This is a genomic window from Mesorhizobium sp. AR10, from assembly GCF_024746795.1.
GTDB lineage: Bacteria > Pseudomonadota > Alphaproteobacteria > Rhizobiales > Rhizobiaceae > Mesorhizobium.
Genome location: NZ_CP080524.1, coordinates 3,496,960 through 3,518,581, shown reverse-complemented (window position 1 = coordinate 3,518,581; position 21,622 = coordinate 3,496,960). Strand labels below are relative to the sequence as shown.

The 21,622-nt window shown below is 62.5% G+C and carries 17 protein-coding genes; 6 read left to right on the top strand and 11 right to left on the bottom strand.

All coding sequences use genetic code 11. The features are described from left to right. The first annotated feature begins 162 nt into the window (after positions 1-162). Complete coding sequence (locus LHFGNBLO_RS20455; RefSeq protein WP_013531161.1) at positions 163-297, top strand: hypothetical protein; 135 nt, start codon at positions 163-165, stop codon at positions 295-297. 352 nt (positions 298-649) lie between these two features. Further along, positions 650-1,588: a GlxA family transcriptional regulator gene (locus LHFGNBLO_RS20450; RefSeq protein ID WP_413774725.1), complete on the top strand. Its 939-nt coding sequence runs from the start codon at positions 650-652 to the stop codon at positions 1,586-1,588. Between the two features lie 25 nt (positions 1,589-1,613). On the opposite strand, the gene LHFGNBLO_RS20445 is transcribed toward LHFGNBLO_RS20450, so the two are convergent. The 11 genes from LHFGNBLO_RS20445 to LHFGNBLO_RS20395 all read right to left on the bottom strand — a co-directional run bounded on the left by LHFGNBLO_RS20445 (position 1,614) and on the right by LHFGNBLO_RS20395 (position 16,265). Further along, positions 1,614-2,462 carry a DUF1194 domain-containing protein gene (locus LHFGNBLO_RS20445; protein ID WP_258601133.1) on the bottom strand — a complete coding sequence of 283 codons (849 nt, stop codon included), beginning with the start codon at positions 2,460-2,462 and terminating at the stop codon, positions 1,614-1,616. A gap of 132 nt (positions 2,463-2,594) precedes the next feature. Continuing rightward, positions 2,595-5,156: a GcvT family protein gene (locus LHFGNBLO_RS20440; protein ID WP_258601132.1), complete on the bottom strand. Its 2,562-nt coding sequence runs from the start codon at positions 5,154-5,156 to the stop codon at positions 2,595-2,597. A 161-nt stretch (positions 5,157-5,317) separates the two neighbouring features. After that, complete coding sequence (locus LHFGNBLO_RS20435) at positions 5,318-6,076, bottom strand: FkbM family methyltransferase (RefSeq protein ID WP_258601130.1); 759 nt, start codon at positions 6,074-6,076, stop codon at positions 5,318-5,320. Beyond that, positions 6,073-7,308: a hypothetical protein gene (locus LHFGNBLO_RS20430; protein WP_258601129.1), complete on the bottom strand. Its 1,236-nt coding sequence runs from the start codon at positions 7,306-7,308 to the stop codon at positions 6,073-6,075. The genes LHFGNBLO_RS20435 and LHFGNBLO_RS20430 overlap by 4 nt, the downstream gene beginning before the upstream one ends. 8 nt (positions 7,309-7,316) lie before the next feature. After that, positions 7,317-8,747: an aspartate aminotransferase family protein gene (locus LHFGNBLO_RS20425; protein ID WP_258609829.1), complete on the bottom strand. Its 1,431-nt coding sequence runs from the start codon at positions 8,745-8,747 to the stop codon at positions 7,317-7,319. A 65-nt stretch (positions 8,748-8,812) separates the two neighbouring features. Next, the gene (locus LHFGNBLO_RS20420; protein WP_258601128.1) at positions 8,813-9,820 is read right to left on the bottom strand and encodes an NAD-dependent epimerase/dehydratase family protein; all 1,008 of its coding nucleotides are present in this window, start codon (positions 9,818-9,820) and stop codon (positions 8,813-8,815) included. Then, the gene (locus LHFGNBLO_RS20415; protein ID WP_258601127.1) at positions 9,817-10,251 is read right to left on the bottom strand and encodes an EamA family transporter; all 435 of its coding nucleotides are present in this window, start codon (positions 10,249-10,251) and stop codon (positions 9,817-9,819) included. Before LHFGNBLO_RS20415 ends, LHFGNBLO_RS20420 begins: the two co-directional genes overlap by 4 nt. A 122-nt stretch (positions 10,252-10,373) precedes the next feature. After that, positions 10,374-11,726 carry an FAD-binding oxidoreductase gene (locus LHFGNBLO_RS20410; RefSeq protein ID WP_258601126.1) on the bottom strand — a complete coding sequence of 451 codons (1,353 nt, stop codon included), beginning with the start codon at positions 11,724-11,726 and terminating at the stop codon, positions 10,374-10,376. Positions 11,727-11,728: 2 nt separating this feature from the next. Then, positions 11,729-13,162 (bottom strand): UbiA family prenyltransferase, encoded by a 1,434-nt coding sequence (locus LHFGNBLO_RS20405; RefSeq protein ID WP_258601125.1) that lies wholly within the window; start codon positions 13,160-13,162, stop codon positions 11,729-11,731. A gap of 204 nt (positions 13,163-13,366) precedes the next feature. After that, entirely contained in the window at positions 13,367-13,630 is a 264-nt protein-coding gene (locus tag LHFGNBLO_RS20400; RefSeq protein ID WP_258601124.1) for a hypothetical protein, read from the bottom strand. Between the two features lie 145 nt (positions 13,631-13,775). After that, entirely contained in the window at positions 13,776-16,265 is a 2,490-nt protein-coding gene (locus LHFGNBLO_RS20395) for a mechanosensitive ion channel family protein (protein WP_258601123.1), read from the bottom strand. 198 nt (positions 16,266-16,463) lie between these two features. Here LHFGNBLO_RS20395 and LHFGNBLO_RS20390 point away from each other — a divergent pair, with 198 nt between their 5' ends. From LHFGNBLO_RS20390 to LHFGNBLO_RS20375, 4 genes are read left to right on the top strand one after another with little or no spacing between them, the layout of a single operon-like run. Beyond that, on the top strand, positions 16,464-17,723 hold the full coding sequence (locus LHFGNBLO_RS20390) for a sarcosine oxidase subunit beta (protein WP_258601121.1): 1,260 nt from the start codon (positions 16,464-16,466) through the stop codon (positions 17,721-17,723). 10 nt (positions 17,724-17,733) lie between these two features. Further along, positions 17,734-18,030 (top strand): sarcosine oxidase subunit delta, encoded by a 297-nt coding sequence (locus LHFGNBLO_RS20385; protein WP_258601120.1) that lies wholly within the window; start codon positions 17,734-17,736, stop codon positions 18,028-18,030. Beyond that, on the top strand, positions 18,027-21,020 hold the full coding sequence (locus LHFGNBLO_RS20380; protein WP_258601118.1) for a sarcosine oxidase subunit alpha: 2,994 nt from the start codon (positions 18,027-18,029) through the stop codon (positions 21,018-21,020). The genes LHFGNBLO_RS20385 and LHFGNBLO_RS20380 overlap by 4 nt, the downstream gene beginning before the upstream one ends. Next, positions 21,013-21,600, top strand: a complete 588-nt coding sequence (locus LHFGNBLO_RS20375) for a sarcosine oxidase subunit gamma (protein WP_258601116.1) — start codon at positions 21,013-21,015, stop codon at positions 21,598-21,600. The genes LHFGNBLO_RS20380 and LHFGNBLO_RS20375 overlap by 8 nt, the downstream gene beginning before the upstream one ends. The last annotated feature ends 22 nt before the right edge of the window (positions 21,601-21,622 follow it).

Below are 21,622 nucleotides of genomic sequence, written 5' to 3'. Positions count from 1 at the left end.
AGATTGCCCAAAATTATCGCATTCGGTGTCGCTTTTCATATCAAGCGCTTCGCATTTGCGATTTAGTTTTCCTCAGCACAAGCCTATATCAGCGCCAGCAAACGAGCTGCCCCACTCCATAAAGCGAAGGCGACCCGTCTGAGCAACCGAATGGAGATGATTATGAAGCTTTTTGCCCGCCTCTTTGCCCGCCGCGAAATGAACCTGACGACCGCTCTCGAGCGCCAGCGCCTCGCCAACACCATGCCCGGCCAGACCGGCGCGATGAATGCGGCGCGCCTCGGCTTCGTCGCCTGATACAACAGCTTTTGAAGGCAGCGCTCCCTGCCGCTGCTTCGAAGTTGATCACAACGCCGCTTCGGCTTGCCGAGGCGGCGTTTTCGTTGTGCGCTGGTCGCATCAGCCAGCTTGCTCAATCCGGCAGCATTTTGCGTCTGCCGGTTGTGCGATTGCCCATTTGCGACCCATGTCGCAAATATAGTCGTCTCAAAGTCCTCTACCCGATTGACAGGAATGGTTTTTCCTGATGACGCTATGCTGTTCGCGACATCCTGTTCGCGTCATGGCCGCGTGAGGTTTCCCCGTGAATGCCGTTGTAAAGCATCTGATCAAGCGATCGTTTGTATTCTTCCTCGTTCCCGATTTCACCATGATCGCCTTTGCGACAGCGCTCGACCCACTGCGCTCGGCCAACCGGATGCTCGGCTACGAGGCCTATCGCTGGCGCCTTGCCAGCATCGACGGCAAGCCGGTACGCGCCTCCAACGGCGTCGAATGCGCCGTCAACACCTCACTGGAGGAAGAGCGCAAGAAGATGGCCGGACCGGAACGGCCGAACATGGCCATTGTCTGCAGCGGCATAAATGTCGAGCGCTACCAGAACAGGTCGGCTTTCGCCTGGCTGCGCGAGGAATACAATCGCGGTGTCGCCGTAGGCGGCCTGTGCACCGGCGCCCACATCCTGGCTGCCGCCGGCCTCTTGTCCAACAAGCGCTGCGCCATCCATTGGGAGAATTTGCCGGGCTTTTCCGAGGCGTTCCCGAAGGCCAATGTCTTTGCCGACCTGTTCGAGATCGACCAGAATATCTACACCTGCGCCGGCGGCACCGCGGCACTCGACATGATGCTGAAGCTGATCGGCGATGATTTCGACGAGAACCTCGTCAACCGCGTGTGCGAGCAGGTGCTGACCGACCGCGTGCGCAGCCCGACCGACCGCCAGCGCCTGCCGCTGCGCGCCCGCCTCGGCGTGCAGAACTCCAAGGTGCTGACCATTATCGAGCTGATGGAAGGCAACCTTTCCGAGCCGCTGTCGCTGATCGAGATCGCCGACCATGTCGACCTGTCGCGCCGGCAGATCGAACGCCTGTTCCGCACCGAGATGGGGCGCTCCCCTGCCCGCTACTATCTGGAGATCCGGCTCGACCGCGCCAGGCATCTGCTGATCCAGTCGTCAATGCCGGTGGTCGAGGTGGCGGTCGCCTGTGGCTTCGTTTCCGCCTCGCATTTCTCCAAATGCTACCGCGAGCTCTATGCGCGCTCGCCGCAGCAGGAGCGGGTCGACCGCAAGCAGTTGCTGGCGGCCTGATCCGGCGTAGCCCGGAGATTAATATCTAACGGCTGTCGAACATCCAGCTGCGGTCGCGCCACATTTTCTCGCCGACCAGGCAATCGGCGGGCGGCCCTTCCTGCGCCAACACCACCGGCGGATGCGCCGCCTCTTCCGCTGCCCATTGCGGCGAGGCTGGGCCTGCAAGTTCCAGCACCAGCTTGCGGCGGATCGCTTCGGGAAACTGCGTCCAGTCGTTCACCGGGATCATGAAGGAGCCAGGTCCGCCGATCACACAGTCGCTGTAGTAGCGATCAAGATTGTTGACGTCGTAGCTGCCGGTGAAACCACCGCGGGTCATCAGCGGCAGCCCATTGATGATGATACCTTGCTTCACCAGGCTGTCGCGCGTGATATCGACTGGCGCGCCCTGGTTGTTGGGGCCATCGCCCGAAATATCGATGACACGCTTGGCGCCTTGAAATCCACTTTCGGCGAAGAGATCGCTGCCGAATTCAAGCGCACCTGAAATCGAGGTGCGGCGGGCGCTGTTGGGAGGATGGGCGGAAAGCTGCTCGGCCACCCGCTCGGCGTCGGCACGACTGGCGATCACCGTCCAAGGCACGATGACATGCTGCGAGGTCGTACCTGCCCATTCGACATAGGTGACGGCTATCTTGCCATGGGCGCCTTCGGCAATCGCTTGCAGCACGTGATCGTGCGTCAGTGCCGCCGCATAGCCGCGGCGCTGGATTTCGAGTTCGTCAGGCGACATTGACAGCGACACGTCGACGGCCAGCACCAGTTCGATGTCGACGGGCTCGTCAGCCGCGGAAATCTGGGTCAACCAGAGCATCAGCGCCAGCGCGGCACCGACCGAGAAGAGATGTCTTGCAAAGGCAAAAGCAGACATTCCGCAAAGGTAAGCGAAAATCGCCTGCCGACAAAGCGAAAAGCCCGACGCCAAGTCGGGCCTTGCATTCACACCTTTGCAGAGTCCGTCCTTACCGTCCCCACCGTGGGAGGCCGCCAAGCAATCAAAGCCTCAGCTGCGCGGCTTGAGGTTCTCCGGATCGTAGAGCGGCTTGTAGCCGACTGCGGCTACTTCGACCGGGTAGGTCTCGTCGAAATATTCGACATTCAGTTTGCGGCCTTCCTGGCAATAGTCCCACGGCAGGTAGGCGAGCGCGATGTTCTTGCCGATGGTCGGGCCAAAAGCCATCGACGTCGTGAACGACCGGCGGCCAAGCTCGTCGACCAGTGTCTCGCCCGTTTGCGGGTCCATCACCGGCATCGTGCCGACGGGATAGCGGGCAACACCCTTCGCATCGACATTGCTTGTCATCACCAGCGTGCACAGCATGGCCGGCTGATGTGCGCGGGCGCGGTATTCCAAATGCTTGGCCTTGCCGCAGAAATCGTTCTCCTTGACTTTCGGGCGGGCAAGGTCGGCTTCAAGCAGATTGTACTCGGTCAGGAGATCGGCGTTCTGCAGCCGCAGGCTCTTTTCCATGCGGCGGGTGTTGGCATAGGTCTCGACGCCGAAGGGCATGACGCCGGTCGAGCGCAAGGCGTCCCAGACGGCCAGGCCATCCTCGTAGCGCATATGCAGTTCCCAGCCTTGCTCGCCGACATAGGAGATGCGGAAAGCGGTGACATCCTTGCCGCCGATCCTGAGCGGTTTGATCGCCGCGAAGGCAAAATTCTCCGGCGACAACCCATCAGGATTTTCGACAACCTTCTGCAGCGTTGCCCGCGCATTCGGACCCCAGATGCCGATGGTGACGAATTTCTCGGTCACATCGGTGATCGTGACGTCGAAACCTTTGTCCTGCGCCGTGCGGCGCATGTACTGGAAGTCGCGTGGGCCGGCATCGGCGCCGTCGATCAAACGGCAGCGGTCGGCCATGCGGATGACGGTAAAGTCGGCGCGCACCATGCCTTCTTCGTCGAGGAAGTGGGTGTAGATGCCTTTGCCGATGTTGTTGTCGCCGCCGATCTTGGCCGCGCAAAGCCATTCCAGCAGCGCGACATGGTCCGGACCTTCGATGTCATACATGGCGAAATGCGACAGGTTGACGATGCCGCAATCCTCGCTCATGGCGAGATGCTCGGCATTGGAGACGCGCCAGAAATGGCGGTTGTCCCACTCGTTTTCACGTACCGGCACCCGGTTGCCGTATTTCTCGAGCAGGTGCTCGTTGGCGGCGTAGCCGTGGGCACGCTCCCAGCCGCCGAGTTCCATGAAGTAGCCGCCGAGTTCCTTCTCACGCTCCCAGAACGGCGAGCGTCTGATGTTGCGGCCCTTGGAGAACGGCTCGCGCGGATGCACAGCCGGATTGTAGACCTTCATCGCCGTTTCGGTGCAGCGGTCCCAGATGAACTGCTCTTTCGTCTGGTGCGGATAGAATCGCGAATAGTCGATGGCGTGGTGGTCGATGGATGTGCGGCCGTCCGTCATCCAGTCGGCGATGAGCTTGCCCATGCCGGGCCCGTCCTTGACCCAGATCGCGACGGCATACCAGAGGCCCCTGACCTTCTGGCTTTCGCCCATCGAAGGGCCACCGTCCGTCGTCACCTGCAGAAGCCCGTTGAAGGAATGGCTCTCATTGTAGCCCAGTTCACCCAGGATCGGCGTCAGCTCCATGGCGCGCTCGAGCGGCGCCAGGATCTGCTCCATGTCGAGATCGCGCTGCGACGGCGAAAGTCGGGCCTGGTTCTTCTCCAGAAGGTCGCGCGGATGGCACAGGCGCGGATTGGTCTCTTCGTAGTAACCCCACTCGATCTGCCCGCCCTCGGCGGTCTTGGGATCGCCGGTGTCGCGCATGTAAGCCGAATTGCCCTGGTCGCGCAGCAGCGGCCAGCCGATCTCCTTGCCGGTGCCGGCGAATTCCGTATACGGCCCGAAGAAGGTGAGCGGATGGTCGATCGGCATGACCGGCAGGTCCTCGCCCACCATTTCCGCGATCAGCCGGCCCCAGATGCCGGCACAGACCACCACGTAGTCGGCTTCGATGGTGCCGCGGTCGGTGACCACGCCAGTAATGCGGCCATCCCTGACGACGAGCGACCTGGCCGGCGTGTTGGCGAAGGATTTGAGTTTTCCCGAAGCTTCCGCCGGGTCGACCAGCTTGCCGGCGACCGTCTGCGAGCGTGGGATGACGAGGCCGGCATCGGGATCCCACAGACCGCCCTGCACCATCTCTTCTTCGATCAGCGGGAATTTTGCCTTGATCTCGGCGGGTTCGATCAGCCGGGCGCGCGTGCCAAAAGCCTTTGCCGAGGCGATCTTGCGCTTGATCTCTTCCATGCGGCCGTCGTCGCCGACGCGGGCGACCTCGAGGCCGCCGATGCGTGCGTAGTGACCCATCTTTTCGTAGAAATCGATGGAGTAGAGCGTCGTCCAGCAGGACAGGAAATCGTGGCTGGTGGTGTAGCAGAAGTCGGAGGCGTGCGCCGTCGAGCCGATGTCGGTCGGGATACCGGACTTGTCTATGCCGACAATATCGTCCCAGCCGCGCTCGATCAGGTGATGGGCGATCGATGCGCCGACAATGCCGCCCAGACCGACGATCACGACCTTCGCCTTTTCCGGAAACCCTGCCATTGCCCGCAACTCCAAAGTGCTTTTGCAGGCGCCCTGCGCCCGTTTGATCGGCGCACAATATGCAGACGACAGCCCCCGCGCTACCGCCTGTTTGCGACACGCCACAGGTGCGGCGCGACCCGATACGGATCAGCTGCTTCCAAGGGAAAAGGTGCGATACCTCAGGCGAACGCCCAGACGTCCTCGGCCTGGAATCCGACCTGATAACCTGCCGTCTTCAGCTTGACCACGACCTGGCCGATCTCGGCCGCCGGCAGCGCGCCGACCTCGACCTTGATCATGCCCGGCCGGTAGCGCTTGAGGTCGAGCTGTTCGAAGACGATCCAGTCGGCCCCTTCGCAGTCGACGAGGAAGGCGTCAATGTAAGTAATGCCGTTGCGATCTAGCAGCGTCTGCAGCGTTTCCGAAGGCACTTCGATGTCTTTCAGATGCGGCGCGAACTTGTTGAAGTTGGCGTCAGCCTCGCCCCAGGCATTCTTGCCTGACATCAGATTGGTGTCGGTAACCGACGAGCAGCCGATGAACTCGATCGGCAACGTACCGGCCTCGAGTGCAGCGGCATCGAACGTATGGACCGTGATCGTCCCCTTGCTCTTGGTCACCGCCACCGGCTCGATGACGAAACGCTCGGTATCAGGGTAGTTGGCGCGCAGCCGCTTCTGATTGTACGGGATCGGCTCGACCAGTACCGCCCGCGCACGCGGAATACGATGCAGCCACGGCGTCACGTCGTCGAACAGCGCGCCGTCGCAGGCGCCGACATTGACCATCTGGAACGGTCGCTTGGCGCTACTGAGGCGCGCGCTCAGCGCCGCCTTGGCCAGGAATTTCGTGCCCTGCAGCGACGGCCCACGGTCGAGGACGCCCGTGGGAAGACCGAGCGACAGGGCGATGCGCGCCATGCTGGAAACGGAACTCATGGCTTATCTCCGGGGATAACCTGCAAGGCGGTGGGGTGCCGCCCATTCACGCGTGCCGATGCCCACAGCGCCATGATGGGGCCGGCCAGCAGCAGGAACGGCGGCAACAGGTTGGGAAAATAGATGCGGGTGTCGTGGATCGGAAAGACGGCGAACTTTGCCAGCACGCCGAGCACAAGTGCGGCAAGCAGGATGCCGGCGCGCCGGTCGAGCCGGTAGCCGGCGCGGCTCAACGCATACCATCCCGACAATGCCAGCACCGAGACGCCGACCCAGCTGTTGAGGCTGATGGCGCGGACCAGAGAGGCGGCGAATGCCCTCAGATAGGCGGCGACCGAAAACGGCGGATCGAAGCCGTCCATATTGTAGTGCTGCTCGATGCTGGAGAACCACAGATGCGGCCACCAGCCCGGGTGATGGGCCCAGTGCGAGATGGCAAAATAGGCGACGAAGGCAGCGGCAAAGCCGGCCAGCGCGCCCCATGCCTTCTGCTGGAAAGCCACCAGCAAAACCGCGAAGATGGCGAGGAAGACGATGTTGTCGGGCCGCGCCATGAAAGCAAGGAAGAGCAGGATCGCCGTCGCCACCTCACGGCCGCGCACATAGGCAAGGAGCCCGCCGAGAAACAGGGCCGAGCACAGGAGATCGGGCGTGCTTGCCCGCGCCGCTTCGCCAAAATCGGCCATGATCAGCACTGCGCCGACGACCGGCGCCAGCGCCAATGCGCCTTCGGCTCGCAGCCAGAGCAACGCGATCGCGCCGAACAGCAGCACGGAAAACACCGAGACGACCCGCATCGCCTCGACAGGCGACATCACCGAACTCATCGTCGACAGGATCTCGGCATAGAGGAACTTGATCCGGTACATGCCGAGCAGCGAATGGAAATCGGCGGCATTCTCCGCCATGTGGCTGCGGAAGCCGCCGCCGTCGTCGGTCAGCGTCTTGTAGTCGCCGGCCGACACACCGGCCTTGACTGTGCCATAGGCATAGTCGTGCAAAGCCTGCGCGTCGGGATAGGCGCCCTCCTCGGCTACCGCCAGATAGGGCAGCATGTCCCAATTGGCATCGGGCATGAACCATGCCGTCACCGCCGTCAAAAGGATGTAGAGCGCGAAAGCCGCCGCCCCGATCGGCGCGGCCAGCCGCGCATAGGTCCCCTCGCCCCACGCCAGACCGGCTGCGGTGAGCCGGTCGAGCGGGTTGTTCGAAGCGGGCGACCTGGTCAGCATCGTTTGGCTCAGCGAACCTGGCTTTTGACGAAGTCTTTCACGATCGACACGATGCCGCGCGACAACAGACTGTCGAGCGCCTCGACGAAACGGTCGACATGTTCGCGCTGGCAGATCAAAGGCGGCTCGAGACGGATGACGTTGCGGTTGTACTCTGTGAAGGCGACCAGCACGTCGTAGTCGCGCAACAGCAGAGCGCCGACGAAGCCGGACAGCGACCCCTTCAGCTTGTCGTCGAGCACGCTGACGATCGGTCGCAGCACCATCGGCAAGGTCTGCGAGAAGTCGTGGAACTCCAGCCCGACCATGAAACCCTTGCCGCGCACGTCCTTGATGATCTTGGGGTATTTTTCCCTGAGCGCCTGCAGGCGCTGCAGGAGGTAGTCACCGGTGACCGCGGCGTTGTCGATCAGCCCCTCGTCGTAGAGCACGTTCAGCCCCTCGATCGCGGTGATGCAGGCCTCGCCCATGCCGCCGAAGGTGGCCATCGCATGGATCATCGCCGTCTTCGGCGTGCCATAGGCCTTCATATAGACCTCGCGCCGCGCGATCATCGCGCCGACCGCCGCCTTGCCGGCACCGAGAGACTTGGCGAGCGCCGTCACATCGGGAATGACGCCATAGTGCTCGAAGGCATAGAAACGACCGGAGCGGCCATAGCCGCACTGTACTTCGTCGGCGACCCATAGCACGCCGTACTGATCGCAGAGCGCGCGCAGCTTATGCCAGTATTCGACCGGCGCCTGGATGATGCCGCCGCCCCCCTGGATGGTTTCGAGCACGATGACCCCGACCTCGGGAGCGGAGCGGAACAGACGCTCGACCGCCTCGATATCGGCAAAGGGAATGCGGACCGTATTGTCAGCCATCTTGAAGTCGGCGCGATAGAGCTGGCCGTCGGTGATCCCCAGCACGCCCTTGGTCTTGCCGTGGAAGGAATTCTCGGCATAGACGACCTTCGGCCGCTTCGGACCGGCGGCACGCTCGGCGAGTTTTACCGCCGCTTCCATGGCTTCCGAGCCGGACGAGCCCAAAAACACCATGTCGAGGTCGCCGGGCGAGCATTTGGCGAGGTTGTGCGCCAATGCGGCCGCATATTGCGACATGAAGGCGATGGCGATTTCCTGGCGCTTTTCCTCCTGGAATTTCCTGCGGGCTTCGAGAATGCGCGGATGGTTGTGGCCAAAGGCCAGCGAGCCGAAGCCGCCGAAGAAATCGAGGATCTTGCGGCCATTCTGGTCGACATAGAACATGCCTTCGGCGCGTTCGATCTTGATCTTGTGGAAGCCGAGCAGCTTCATGAAATGCAGCTGGCCGGGATTGAGATGCGCCTTGAACAGGTCTGTCATCCGCGCCACGTCCATCGTCTTCGCCTGCTCGACGCTGATTAGATCGGGCTTGGCGATGGTGGCGGGCGACAGCGCCGGCGCGCTGACCATGGTGCGCGCGCCCGTGTTATCCGGTTTGGCCATGACGGTCATCTCGAGATTCTCCTGCTGGCCCTTCACTCGGCGGGCACGTGTTTGGCGGCAACGGCATGGCCGTCTTTCTTGGCGCGGTATTCGCTGTAGGCGGCGATCAGCATGTCCTCGTCGCGATATTGCGGCACCCAGCCGAGCTGGCGCTCGGCCTTGGACACGTCGAGCACGCACTCCTCGTCGGCGATCAGATACTGTTCCGGATCCATGATCGGCATGTTCATCATGTCGAGCAGGTCGAGCGTGCGCTTGACCGCCCAGCCCGGTGTCGGGATCAGCATCGATTTCGAACCGGCATGTTTGATCAGGTCGCCGAGCAGTTTCTTCACAGGCGGCGGATTGAGCGAGCCGAGATTGTAGGCCTCATTGGGCACGCCGGCCTTCCAGGCAGAGCGCGCGGCTTCAGCGCAGTCGAATACCGAGATGAACTGATACGGGTTCCTGCCCGAGCCGATCATCGGCACCGGAAGGTTCCAGTCGATCAGCTTGAACAATTTTTCGAGGATGCCGAGGCGGCCGGGGCCGATGATGAGGCGCGGTCGAAACAGCGAGATAATCATGCCGCGCTTGCGCCATTCGGCCGCCAGTTCCTCGGTCTTTTGCTTGGACCAGCCATATTCACCAAGCGGCGCAACCGGATGTTCCTCGGTCATCGGCTGCGTGACCGTGTGGCCGTAGATCATGTCGGTCGTGTAGTGGACGAGCTTCGGTGCACCGGCCTTGTCCATCGCCTGCATGATGTGCTCGGTGCCGTGGAAATTCACCGGAAAGAAGAAGTCGTGCCGCTTGGCCCGCACCTGGATCGGCGACAGCATTTTCGCCGACAGATTGTAGACCATGTCATCGGCTTTCAGCCCGACTGACGCCACCGAAGCCGGCTGCGTCACGTCGCACTGGACGAACCGGACATTGCGGTAGTGCGGCAGATCACTTTTGACGATGTCGGCGACAACCACCTCTTCGCCATCGGCCACAAGTTTCGGCGCAAGGTGGCGGCCGACGAAACCGTCGCCGCCAAAAATCACATGTCTCATCGAATGGTCCCGCTGGTGTGGATCTTGTCTGGCGAAAGGGAAGCGGTCTCTTCCTCATGCCCGCGCCCGCTCTGGGCGATCAGCACCGTGCCGACGCAGATGCAGGCGATACCGGCGATGCGCCAGCCATTGAGGTCTTCGCGGAAGATGAAATAAGCGAAGATGGCAACGGCGACATAGGCGAGGCTGAGGAACGGATAAGCGAAGCTGAGTTCGACCTTGGAAAGCACATAGAGGTGCGAGGCCATCGAGATGACGAAGGTGCAGAGGCCGAGGAAGACCCACGGGCTGAAGACGATCTGCAAAAGCTTCAGCAGCGGATTGGTGCCTTCGAACGAAATCGGCCCGAGCGACATCATGCCTTGCTTCAGCATCAGCTGTGCGGCAGCGTTGGTCATGACCGTGAACAGAATGAAGACGATGTATTTCATGTTTTCCACCCGCCCTTCAGCGGTCCTATTACAAACCTGCAAACATTTCGTGAAGCAACAAGAACGTTTTGAGTAAACCTTGATTTTAACGATCCATTTACCAAGATTTATTCAAATTCCATCTATTCCGCCGCCTCGACGTTGCCACGCCGCACATCCAGTTTTTTCGCCGTCCGCATCCAGAAGTCAGACATGAAGGCGGGGTCGCGCAGCGCCTCCAGCCGCTGCCAATCCGGAAAGGACGCGGCGAAGATGTCTGCGCCCATGCGCGCATCCTTGTAGGGATTGACGGCCCCACCGGCCTCGACCGTGATGCGGTCGAGTTCCCGGAGCAGCTGAAGTGTCACCTCGCCGCGATTGGGGAAATCCAGCGTCAGCGTGAAACCGGGCCGTGGGAACGACAGCAGCGCCGGAGAGCGGATCGAACCGAAGCGCTTCAGCACAGTTAGGAACGACCCCTGACCGGCCTGTCTCGCCGCCTCGAGCAGCGCCTTCACGGCCCGGTGCGCAACGTCTTCCGGCACCACGCTCTGGTGCTGGAACAAGCCTTTCGGCCCATAGAGCCGGTTCCAGCCACTGAGGCCGTCGAGCGGAAAGAAAAAACCTTGATAGCCGACATGGCGTGGCACTGAGGACCGCCCCTTCTTCCACCGATAGGCGGCGTTGAAGGCAGTCAGGAACGGCCGGTTGAGCACATTGAACGGAGGCTGGAACGGCACCGAAAGACGTCCGCCGGCATGAGAGGCCGTATGGGAGCCATGCTCGGCATGATTTCCGGTGAACAGCAGGCCGCGCCCGCGACGGTGGCCACCGGCAAGCTGGTCGATCCAGGCGACGGCATATTCATTGGCCTGGTCGGCTGCTTCGGCCAGATCAAAGAATTCGCCGAGATCGCGGAACGGCGTCGCCTTCTCCACGATGTCGAGCGAAGGTACCCGCATCATCCGGATCGAGGCCGACAGGATCAGGCCGGTGAGCCCCATGCCTCCGATCGTCGCTTGGAACAGGCAGGCATTGTCCGTGTCCGAACAGCGATAGATCCGACCGTCCGATCTGAGCAGCGTGAAGGATTCGACATGGCAGCCGAATGTGCCGCGCCGATGATGGTTCTTGCCGTGGACGTCGTTGGCAATCGCGCCGCCGAGCGTGACGAACTGCGTGCCCGGAACGACCGCCGGGAAAAAGCCATAGGGCGCGGCATGAGCCATAATGTCGGACAGCAGCACGCCGGCTTCCGCCTCGAGAAGACCTGTCTCGGCATTGAAGGCGAGGATGCGATCCAGCGGCCGCATGTCGACGACCGTGCCGGCTTCGTTCTGGCAGGAATCACCGTAGGAACGGCCATTGCCATAGGCGAGCAAGGCGTTCTTTTTCGCCTTGCCGCTTTTCATCAGCGCAATGGCGTCATCCGCCGGCATCGTGCGGGTTGCCGGCGGCGTGGCGCGACCAAAGCTGTCGAACCGCTCTGCGCCCATACCTACCAGCCTCCGGCAACCAGCAGGATCGCGCCGATGAGCACGACGATCTGGCTACGCCAGTCGCGGATGATGAAAACGACCGGATCGTCATTCACCTCGTCGCGGCGGGCGAGTATCCAGACGCGCATGGTGAGATAAAGCACGATCGGCGCCAGCGGCCAGACCAGCCAGGGATGCGGGTAGAGTTCGCGCACGGAGACGCTGTCCATGTAGAGTGCCAACACCAGCGCGGAGGAAAAGGCCGAGGCCATGCCGGCCTGGGCGACCATCTCCTGGTCTTCGGTGCGGTAGCCGCGGCCGGCAATCCGCTCGCCGGCCGGAATGGCTGTGGTGCGCAACTCGACGAAGCGCTTCACCAGCGCCAGCGACAGGAAGAAGAAGATGGAAAAGGCTAGCAACCAGAATGAGACGTCGACGCCGGTCGCGGCGGCACCGGCCAGCACACGGATCGAGTAGAGCCCGGCCAGCGTCAGCACATCGACCAGAAGCATGCGTTTGAATGACAGCGAATAGGCTGTCGTGACGACCATATAGCCGCCAAGCACGGCGAGGAATTCGAGCGACAGCAGAAGCCCTATACCGAAGCCGATCGCCAGCAGTACCGCGATCGAGGCCAGACCAAAGGGGATCGACAGCGCGCCGCTGGCGAAGGGTCGGTTGCACTTGGTCGGATGTTTGCGGTCGAGTGCGAGATCAAAGAAATCGTTGAGGATGTAGATCGCGGAAGCCACGGCGCTGAAGGAAACGAACGCCAGCAGGCATTCCCAGATCATGTCGAGGTTGAAGTACTCATGCGACAGCACCATCGGCACCGCGATCAGCGAGTTCTTCAACCACTGATGCACCCGCAGCATCTTGACTAAAGTTCTCAAGGTCGGCCTCGGCACTGGCACCGTTTCGGCGCTGTGTGCGGCCTGCCAGCGTGCGGCGTGGCGGTCGGGCGCCACGACGATTGCCGTGCGTGCGGCGTCGAACACCCTAAGGTCGTGTCGGCTATTGCCGGCATAGTCGAAGCCGCCATCGCCATAGGCTGCGACAAGCGCAGCGCGCTTTCTGTCCGAGGTCATGTTGTGGGGACCATCGGTCGCCAGCACGTGATCGAATATCCCAAGATGTGTGGCGATCGCCTCTGCGAATTTGCGCGGGGTGCCGGTGGCCAGCACGATCTTGCGGCCCTCGCCATGTTCCGTGCGCATGCGATCGAGCAGCGCCTCACGGTAAGGCAGCGAAGCGGCATCGATGTCGATGCGATCCGCGATGGCCTGCTTGAGCCGCGCCGGTCCGCCGGCCAGCCAGAACGGCACCAGGAAAATATAGAGCGGATTCTTCTTGATGAGAATGAACAGACCTTCCCACAAAAGGTCTGTCGCAATCAGTGTGCCGTCGAGATCGACCGCAAGCGGGATTGCGTTCTTGTCCGACCTCGCGTCCATTTCTTGCTGCCTTGCCTAGACCCTTCGCGCCGCGTTTCGGCGTCTTCGCCTCCGATATAGCGGGGAACGGCGTAGCGAACGTTAAAACGCCCGGTTGCAGACGGCCAGCGCGGCGGTTTTTCCGACGTCATTGTTAAGCAACTGTTACCAGAAACAATAAAAGGCCGGGCATTCGCCCGGCCTTTGGAACTCATCTTGCCCGCTCTATTTGATGCGAGCGACGCCACCCGAAATCTCGACCGTCTCCGTGCCGGTCAGGGCTTCGAGGTCACCATTGGGCAAGGTGACGAAACAGCCGTTCGGGCAGAATTCCACGGTTTCGCCGGCGGCCAGCGCCAGTTCCGTCTTGCCGCCGCCTTCCGTCACGATCAGCGTGCGGGTCTCAGCGTCCTTGTTGACCGCGCTGGCGGCGAAGGCCGAACCACTCGCTGCAGTAAAAGCGATGGCGACGACGAGCGACTTCCACATTTTTGCATTATCGGTGTTTCCACCGCCTCTTGTTGCATTTCGCAAGGCATTCTCGCCCTTTGCAGTGGAGCTTATATGAGTTGGAAGCTGAACCGCAACTGAATGCCGCATTCATGCCGCAATTGGGTTGCGTCAAGTTGGAGCCCTAGTCCGGATCGGGTTTGCGCGGCTTGCGCCCGGATTTGGCCAGGCGTTTTTTCTCGGCCGCGGCTTCAACCTCCGCCTGTTCCCGCTCGGCGAATTCGGCTTCGATCTTGTCGTCGTCGATCGGCCATGCCTCTGGGTTCTTGTGCTCGACGACGGCACGCGCTGTCGACGGGATCTCGATATACTCGCGGTCGAACGTATCGAGGACGGCAAAACGGATGTCGTTCTGCACGATGTTGCCGTTCAGCACATCGGCGAGGAACACGCGGATCTCGAACTCGAGTGCCGCCGCTCCGAAATTGGCGAACAGCACGAAGGGTTCGGGGTTCTTCAGCACCAGCGGATGGCTGCGCGCGATCTCCAGCAGGACGGCATGGACCCTCTTGACGTCGCTGCCATAGGCGACACCGACCTTGATATCGATACGGCCGAGCTTGTTGCGGTGCGTCCAATTGCCGACGGCGTTGTTGATCAGGCTTGAATTGGGCAGGATAACTGACTGCCGCTGGAAGGTCTCGATCTCGGTGGCACGCACGCTGATCTTCTTGACCGTGCCGCTGGTGTCGCCGGCGACGATCCAGTCACCAACCTTGAACGGCCGCTCGGCCAGCAGGATCAGGCCCGAGACGAAGTTGGAGACGACATTCTGCAGGCCAAAGCCGATACCCAGTGACAGAGCGCCGGCGACGAGTGCCAGATTGGAAAGATCGATGCCCGCAGCCGAGATGCCGACGAGCGCGGCGAGCGCAACGCCGGCATAGCCGACCGCCAGCCGGATCGAGTTGCGAACGCCGGTGTCGACCCGGCCGCGCGCCATCACTGAACCGTCAAGCCAGCCCTGGAACCAGCGCGTCAGGAAATAGCCGATGATGAAGACGATGATGCCGGTGAGGATGCCGGTGACGGAAATGGTCACCGAGCCGACGGTGATGCCCGTCGCCAGCTTGTAGGCCCAAGCCTGGATGTCGCCCGGCTGGAACCCCCACATCAACAGGATCAGCGGCAGGAACACCAGCACGATCATCACGTTGATGGCGACGCTGACGACCAGGCCGAGCTGGTCGAGCGCGGTATCTTCATAGCTTGAATTGGTCGACAGCCAGCGCCCGATCGAAGTGCCGGCGAAACCGCCTTCCTCGCCGATCGCCCGCGCCGACAGGAAACCGATATAGGCCGTGACCAGTATGGTGCCGGTGACCACGACCTGCAGCGAAACGAAAAGCGCAAGGCCGATGTAACCCAGCAGCGCCGTTGCAATGGTGAAAACGCCGAGCGCAATGGAGGTGAAGCGCAGCCACGCCGGCCACGGGCGCCAGGTTCCGTCGGAGGCCCTGAACGGTTTCAGCAGCCCCATCAGGATCAGGATGACGCCGAAGACAATGGTGGCGACAAAACTTCTGGCGATGGTCAGCGACAGCGGCGAGCCCATCTTGTCGTTGACGACCGCCAGGAAATTGTTGAGGCCGATGACGACCGCCATGGCGGTCGTCAGTCGCACAAGCCAACGTGCCGGGCCCGTTTCAACGGGGATGAGACGCCAGTTCGGCAGCCGCGGTTCCAGTGCCGCATTGGTCAGCCGGTTGACGCAGAACACCATCGCGATGACGGCGACCAGCGCATTCAGGAAAACGCCGATGTCTCCGCGCAAGACGTTGTAATAGTTGAAAAAGAAAACGGTCGAGATGAGGAAAACGCCGACCGCCAAAGTCGGCAGCAATGTTGACCAGAACGCCACCGACAATCGGCTGAGATAGGAAGGATCCTCGATCGAAGGATTGGCTTCGAAGATACGCCCGAACAGGCGGCGTCCGCCAACCAGCATCACCGCGGCGAGCGCGAGCGCCATGAAGGTCGCCGCGAGCATCGCCTGGAACTTGAATTTGAGGGCGAAGCTCAGCCAGGACGACACTGCGCTGTAAAAGTTGGCGTATTCGTCCTGCGCGTCGGAGAAGACCTGCGGGCTCAGCGCATCGGACAAGACGTAGCGCTTGGTGAGCAGATTGCGGAAAAGCTCGCTGCGCATGTTGCCGATCTTGTCGATCAGGCCGTTGATGCGGATCGACAGGTTCTGTGCGGCGGCGATGACAGCGTTGATTTCGGCTTTTTCGGACGCCAGCGCCTGGCGTTCGCCGATCACGATGTCGGGCTCCTGCGGCTGACCTGCGGCCGGCGGCGGGCCCAGCGTCTCGACGCGGTTGTTGATATCGGTGAGACGCGAACGGAAGGCGAGCGCGCTGGTCAGCGCCGCCCGGGACAGCTCCTCGAGCTGCAGACGAATTTCCACGAGCGTGGCATCGTCCTCGACATTCTGCTGTATTTTCTTCTCGAGATCGTCCGTTTTGGCGGTCAGGCCCTGGATGACCTTCTGCTGGTCGGTGATCAACCCCGCGGCACCCTGGCCGAGCGCCTGCGCCATCGCCTCGAACGAAGGCGACGCCGAGACAACAAGCGCTGCAATCAGGATCAGGCGGAGCAATCGAAAAAGCATGTTCGGTTTGGCGACTCGCGTACGGCAAAGGCCGGTTCCAGGGCCCGTCCTTGATAAAGACGCTGATACCATGGGGCAAGCCGTCGCGGTCGGGCCGTTTTCGGGAGTCGGCCAGTCGAAAAGCCATGGCGCAATATTGGCTTTGCGGCGCCGCCCTGCTCTATAGTCTGCCGCATCGCACCAAGGACGGTATGAAGAATGGCGGAATATTCGGCCTTTTCGCTTCTCGCGAACGCGCTTAGGGGAAACCAGGACTGGAAACCGGCCTGGCGCAAGCCGGATCCGAAGGCGTCCTACGATGTCATCATCATCGGCGGCGGTGGCCATGGCCTGTCGACGGCCTACTACCTCGCCAAGGAGCACGACATCACCAATGTCGCCGTGCTGGAGAAGGGCTGGCTGGGCTCAGGCAATGTCGGCCGCAACACCACGGCTGTCCGCTCCAACTACCTGCTGCCCGCCAACACCCGCTTCTACGAACACTCGATGAAGATGTGGGAGAACCTCTCGCACGAGCTCAACTACAACGTCATGTTCTCGCAGCGCGGCTGCCTGAACCTCGCCCACACGCCTGCCCAGTTCGACGACTATGCCCGGCGCGGCAACGCCATGCGCCATCTCGGCGTCGACGCCGAACTGATGACCACCGCGCAAATCGCGCGTCTGGTGCCGGCGCTGGACATGTCGGCCACCGCGCGCTTCCCGATTGTCGGCGGCCTGATGCAGCCGCGTGCCGGCACTGCCCGCCATGACGCCGTGGCATGGGGCTATGCGCGCGGCGCCGATCGTCGCGGCGTAGACATCATCGAGAACTGCGAGGTCACCGGCTTCCTGCGCGACGGCGACCGCATCACCGGCGTCTCGACCTCGCGCGGCGAGATCCGCGCCAAGAAGGTTGCGGTGGCGGTGGCCGGCAGCACCGGCCGGGTCATGCAGCTTGCCGGCATCGACACGATGCCGATCGAGAGCCATGTGCTGCAAGCCTTCGTGACGGAATCGCTGAAACCGTTCATCGACACGGTGCTGACTTTCGGCATGGGCCATTTCTACATGTCGCAATCCGACAAGGGCGGCCTTGTCTATGGCGGCGATATCGACGGCTACAACAGCTACGCCCAGCGCGGCAATTTGCCGATCGTCGACGAGGTGATGAGCGAGATGCTGGCATTGTTCCCGGGTCTCGCCCGCGTCCGCATGTTGCGCTCCTGGGGCGGTGTCTGCGACATGTCGATGGATGGTTCGCCGATCATCACCACCGGCCCACTGCCCGGCATGTATCTCAACTGCGGCTGGTGCTATGGCGGCTTCAAGGCGACGCCGGCCTCCGGCTGGTGCTTTGCCTGGACCATCGCCAAGGATGAGCCGCACGACTTCAACGCGCCGTTCACGCTCGACCGTTTCCACCGCGGCCTGGTGATCGACGACAAGGGTCAGGGCGCAACGCCTCGGCTGCATTAGGTAGAATACAATGCTCATCACTTGCCCCTATTGCGGCCCGCGCGACGTCATCGAGTTCACCTATCAGGGCGATGGCAACCGCCAGCGTCCGCACCCCGCCTCGCAGAACCTCGACGCCTGGAACGCCTATGTCTACGACCGGCTGAACCCGGCCGGCGATCACAATGAGATCTGGCAGCATTCCGGCGGTTGCCGCGTCCATCTCAGAGTGGTGCGCAACACGCTGACGCACGAGATCTCGAGCGTCGCCTCCGTGCGCGGCGATCACAAATCCGCCACGCGGCACAGAGCGGAGGGCAAGTCGTGAGCCCACGTCGCACCGAGAGCGGCGGCCGCATCGACCGGCTGCGGACCATCCGTTTCACCTTCGACGGCGCGCCCTACACCGGCCATGCCGGCGACACGCTGGCTTCGGCGCTGCTGGCCAATGGCGTCACCCTGTTCGGGCGCTCGTTCAAATATCACCGCCCGCGCGGCGTGCTGACCGCCGGCGTCGAGGAGCCGAATGCGTTGGTGACCGTGCTGCGGGGCGAGGTTCGCGAGCCCAACATCGCCGCAACCATGGTCGAGATCTATGACGGGCTGACCGCCGTCAGCCAGAACCGATTTCCCTCACTCGCCTGGGATGTCAACGCCGTCAACCAGCTCGGCGGCAAGCTGCTGTCGGCCGGCTTCTACTACAAGACCTTCATGGGACCGGTATTCGGCCCGCTGAAGGGCACGCGTTTCTGGATGTTCTGCGAGCATTTCATCCGCCGCGCCGCCGGTCTCGGCAAGGCCGGAACCGTTGCCGGCACCGAGCGCTACGAGCGCATGAACGCATTTTGCGACGTGCTGGTGGTCGGCTCCGGGCCGGCCGGGCTGATGGCCGCCAAGGCTGCCGCCGATAAGGGTGCGCGCGTCATCCTCGCCGAGCTCGAACCGAATTTCGGCGGCTCCGCCAACTGGTCGGCCGAGACGATCGACGGCATGCCGGCTGCCGATTGGGCAGCGCGGGCCGTCGGCCAGCTTGAAGGCTATGACAATATTCGTCTGCTGCCGCGCACCACGGTCTGGGGCTACTACGACGGCAACACGCTTGCCGCGCTTGAACGGGTCACTGACCACAAGGAGACCCCCGGCAAGGGCGAACCGCGCCATCGCTACTGGGCCATTCGCGCCCGATCCGTGGTGCTGGCCACCGGTTCCTTCGAGCGGCCGCTGGTGTTTCCGGGCAATGACCGGCCGGGTGTCATGCTGGCGCATGCCGGCGAACGCTATGCCAACGAGTATGGCGTGCTGCCAGGCGACAGGATCGCGCTCTTCACCAACAATGACAGCGCCTATCGTTCCGCCCTTGCGCTCAAGCACGCGGGAGCCGCGGTCGTCGCCATTGTCGACGTCCGCCCGGCGCTTTCGAGCGAGATGCGCAAGCTGGCCACTGAGGCCGAAGCAGAGATTTTCTCCGGCCACGCCGTGGTCGCCACCGAGGGCGGCAAGGCGCTGTCCGGCATCAAGGTGCAGCGCTTCGACATGATCAATGGCGCGCTCAGCGGCGAGGCGCGCAGCATCCATGCCGACTGCCTGCTGATGTCGGGAGGCTGGTCGCCGACAATCCATCTGGCCAGCCAGGCCGGCGCCAAGGCGGAATGGAATGCTGACCGCCAGGCCTTCCTGCCGCCCAAGCCGACACAGAAATGGATCGGCGCTGGCGCCTTCACCGGCAGTTTTTCGACCAGCGAAGCCATCGCCGAAGGCCGCGCCGCCGGTCTTTCGGCAGCGGGTGGGACAGGAACACCCTCGGCCTTGCCGGTTGTCGAAGCCGCACCCTGCGACCCCGATCCGGCGCCGGTGTTCGAGATCAAGGCCAAAGGCAAAAGCTTCGTCGATTTCCAGCACGATGTGACATCAGAGGACGTGCGGCTGGCGCATCGCGAAGGCTTTGTCTCGGTCGAGCATCTCAAGCGCTACACCACGCTCGGCATGGCGACCGACCAGGGCAAGAGCTCCAACATACCTGGCCTCGCCATCATGGCCGAAGCGCTGGGCAAACCGATCCCGGAAGTCGGCACGACGCGCTTTCGTCCGCCCTTTTCGGCGGTGTCGATCGGCTCGCTGGCGGCAGAGCGCTTCGGCGACCTGAAGCCCGAGCGGCTGACGCCGATGCATGACTGGCACGTTGCCAACGGTGCAACCATGTATTCGGCCGGCCTCTGGTATCGCCCGATGATCTACGGGCTTTCAGGCGAGACAATTGAACAGGCCTATGTGCGCGAAGCCAAGGCGACCCGCGAGAGCGCCGGCATCGTAGATGTCTCGACATTGGGTAAGATCGCCGTGCAGGGTCCGGACGCGGAGGAGTTTCTCGACCGGGTCTACACCAACATGTTCTCGACGCTCGCCGTCGGCAAGGCGCGCTACGGGCTGATGCTGCGCGACGACGGCCTCGCCTTCGACGACGGCACCACCTGGCGGCTCGGCGAGCAGGATTTTCTGATGACCACCACCACGGCCAATGCCGGCAAGGTGATGCAGCATCTGGAGTATTTCCTCGACGTCATCTGGCCGGAGCTGAAGGTGCATGTCACCTCGGTGACCGACGAATGGGCGGGCGCCGCGATCGGCGGACCCAAGGCAAGGGCAATTCTGGCCGCTTGCGTCACCGGTACGGCCGTCGACAACGCTGCACTGCCTTTCATGGGTCTCGTGCGCGGCCAGATATCGGGTGTGCCGGTGATGATCTGCCGGCTTTCCTTCTCCGGCGAAATGGCCTTCGAGGTCTATTCCGGTGCCGGCTACGGCACCCATGTCTGGGAAGCGCTGGTCAAGGCCGGCAAGCCGTTCGGCCTGGTCACTTATGGGCTGGAAGCGCTGGGCACGATGCGCATCGAGAAAGGTCATGTCACCGGCGCCGAGATCGACGGCCGTACCACGGCGCGCGACCTGCATCTTGACTGGATGCTGTCCAAGAAGAAGCCCTTCATCGGCTCGGCCATGATGGATCGCGAAGGCTTGATTGCTTCCGATCGCCTGCAACTCGTCGGCCTGATTGCGCTCGACAACCGGCCGCTCAACGGCGGCGCGCATATCGTCGAGGAGCTTGATGAAGCCAATCCGCATGGCTCCCTTGGCCACATCACCGCCTGCTGCTATTCGCCGGCGCTCGGCAAGCACATTGCACTGGCGCTGGTCGAGGGCGGCAAGGCACGGCACGGCACGCGCGCCTATGTCTCCGACCCCCTGCGCAAGCGTTTCGGGCCGGTCGAGATCGTCTCCAACCACTTCTTCGATCCGGACGGGAGCCGCATGCATGGTTGAGCGCCAATCACCGCTGGAGCCCGCGTTGCAGGCAGGCTCGCATGGCAATTTCGAGCACGGCGTCGAAGTCATCCTCTCCGAAACCAGGCCGGGGTCGATCCTGCAGCTCGCCGCATGGTCGGGCGAAGAGAAGAAGCTGATGGCCGGCATCCGCACCGTTACCGGCCTCACTCTGCCCGACGGCGCCGGCGGCGGCAGCACCGACAGCGTCAGGTCGGTGTTCGGCTTTGCACCGGGGAAATTCACCGTGGTCGATGAGGCAGAAGGCCTGGCCTCGGCCTTCGCCAAAGTCGTCACCCCGGCCATCGGCACGATCACCGACCTGTCGCATGGACGCACCGCAATCCGCATCGCCGGACCAAAGGCCGAATGGGTACTGGCGAAATTCTTCGCCATCGACTTCGCGCTACCGGCCTTTCCGATCGGGGCTGGTCGCTCGACCACCCATCACGACATCTTCGCGCAAATCCAGCGTACCGACGCCGACCAGTTCGACATCTACGTGTTCCGCTCGTTTGCACGTTCGTTCTGGAAAGCGCTCTGCCATGCGAGCGAGGAAGTCGGCTACGAGGTACAGTAGCCGAAAGCCGGTTGGCCCTACA

Excerpts from the sequence above, each read along its gene's own strand:
- LHFGNBLO_RS20420 (WP_258601128.1), bottom strand. The coding sequence starts at position 9,820 with ATGAGACATGTGATTTTTGGCGGCGACGGTTTCGTCGGCCGCCACCTT.
- LHFGNBLO_RS20425 (WP_258609829.1), bottom strand. The coding sequence starts at position 8,747 with ATGGTCAGCGCGCCGGCGCTGTCGCCCGCCACCATCGCCAAGCCCGAT.
- LHFGNBLO_RS20375 (WP_258601116.1), top strand. The coding sequence starts at position 21,013 with ATGGTTGAGCGCCAATCACCGCTGGAGCCCGCGTTGCAGGCAGGCTCG.
- LHFGNBLO_RS20450 (WP_413774725.1), top strand. The coding sequence starts at position 650 with ATGATCGCCTTTGCGACAGCGCTCGACCCACTGCGCTCGGCCAACCGG.
- LHFGNBLO_RS20405 (WP_258601125.1), bottom strand. The coding sequence starts at position 13,162 with ATGGACGCGAGGTCGGACAAGAACGCAATCCCGCTTGCGGTCGATCTC.
- LHFGNBLO_RS20410 (WP_258601126.1), bottom strand. The coding sequence starts at position 11,726 with ATGGGCGCAGAGCGGTTCGACAGCTTTGGTCGCGCCACGCCGCCGGCA.
- LHFGNBLO_RS20430 (WP_258601129.1), bottom strand. The coding sequence starts at position 7,308 with ATGCTGACCAGGTCGCCCGCTTCGAACAACCCGCTCGACCGGCTCACC.
- LHFGNBLO_RS20400 (WP_258601124.1), bottom strand. The coding sequence starts at position 13,630 with ATGTGGAAGTCGCTCGTCGTCGCCATCGCTTTTACTGCAGCGAGTGGT.
- LHFGNBLO_RS20445 (WP_258601133.1), bottom strand. The coding sequence starts at position 2,462 with ATGTCTGCTTTTGCCTTTGCAAGACATCTCTTCTCGGTCGGTGCCGCG.
- LHFGNBLO_RS20385 (WP_258601120.1), top strand. The coding sequence starts at position 17,734 with ATGCTCATCACTTGCCCCTATTGCGGCCCGCGCGACGTCATCGAGTTC.
- LHFGNBLO_RS20395 (WP_258601123.1), bottom strand. The coding sequence starts at position 16,265 with ATGCTTTTTCGATTGCTCCGCCTGATCCTGATTGCAGCGCTTGTTGTC.
- LHFGNBLO_RS20455 (WP_013531161.1), top strand. The coding sequence starts at position 163 with ATGAAGCTTTTTGCCCGCCTCTTTGCCCGCCGCGAAATGAACCTGACG.
- LHFGNBLO_RS20415 (WP_258601127.1), bottom strand. The coding sequence starts at position 10,251 with ATGAAATACATCGTCTTCATTCTGTTCACGGTCATGACCAACGCTGCC.
- LHFGNBLO_RS20390 (WP_258601121.1), top strand. The coding sequence starts at position 16,464 with ATGGCGGAATATTCGGCCTTTTCGCTTCTCGCGAACGCGCTTAGGGGA.
- LHFGNBLO_RS20440 (WP_258601132.1), bottom strand. The coding sequence starts at position 5,156 with ATGGCAGGGTTTCCGGAAAAGGCGAAGGTCGTGATCGTCGGTCTGGGC.
- LHFGNBLO_RS20435 (WP_258601130.1), bottom strand. The coding sequence starts at position 6,076 with ATGAGTTCCGTTTCCAGCATGGCGCGCATCGCCCTGTCGCTCGGTCTT.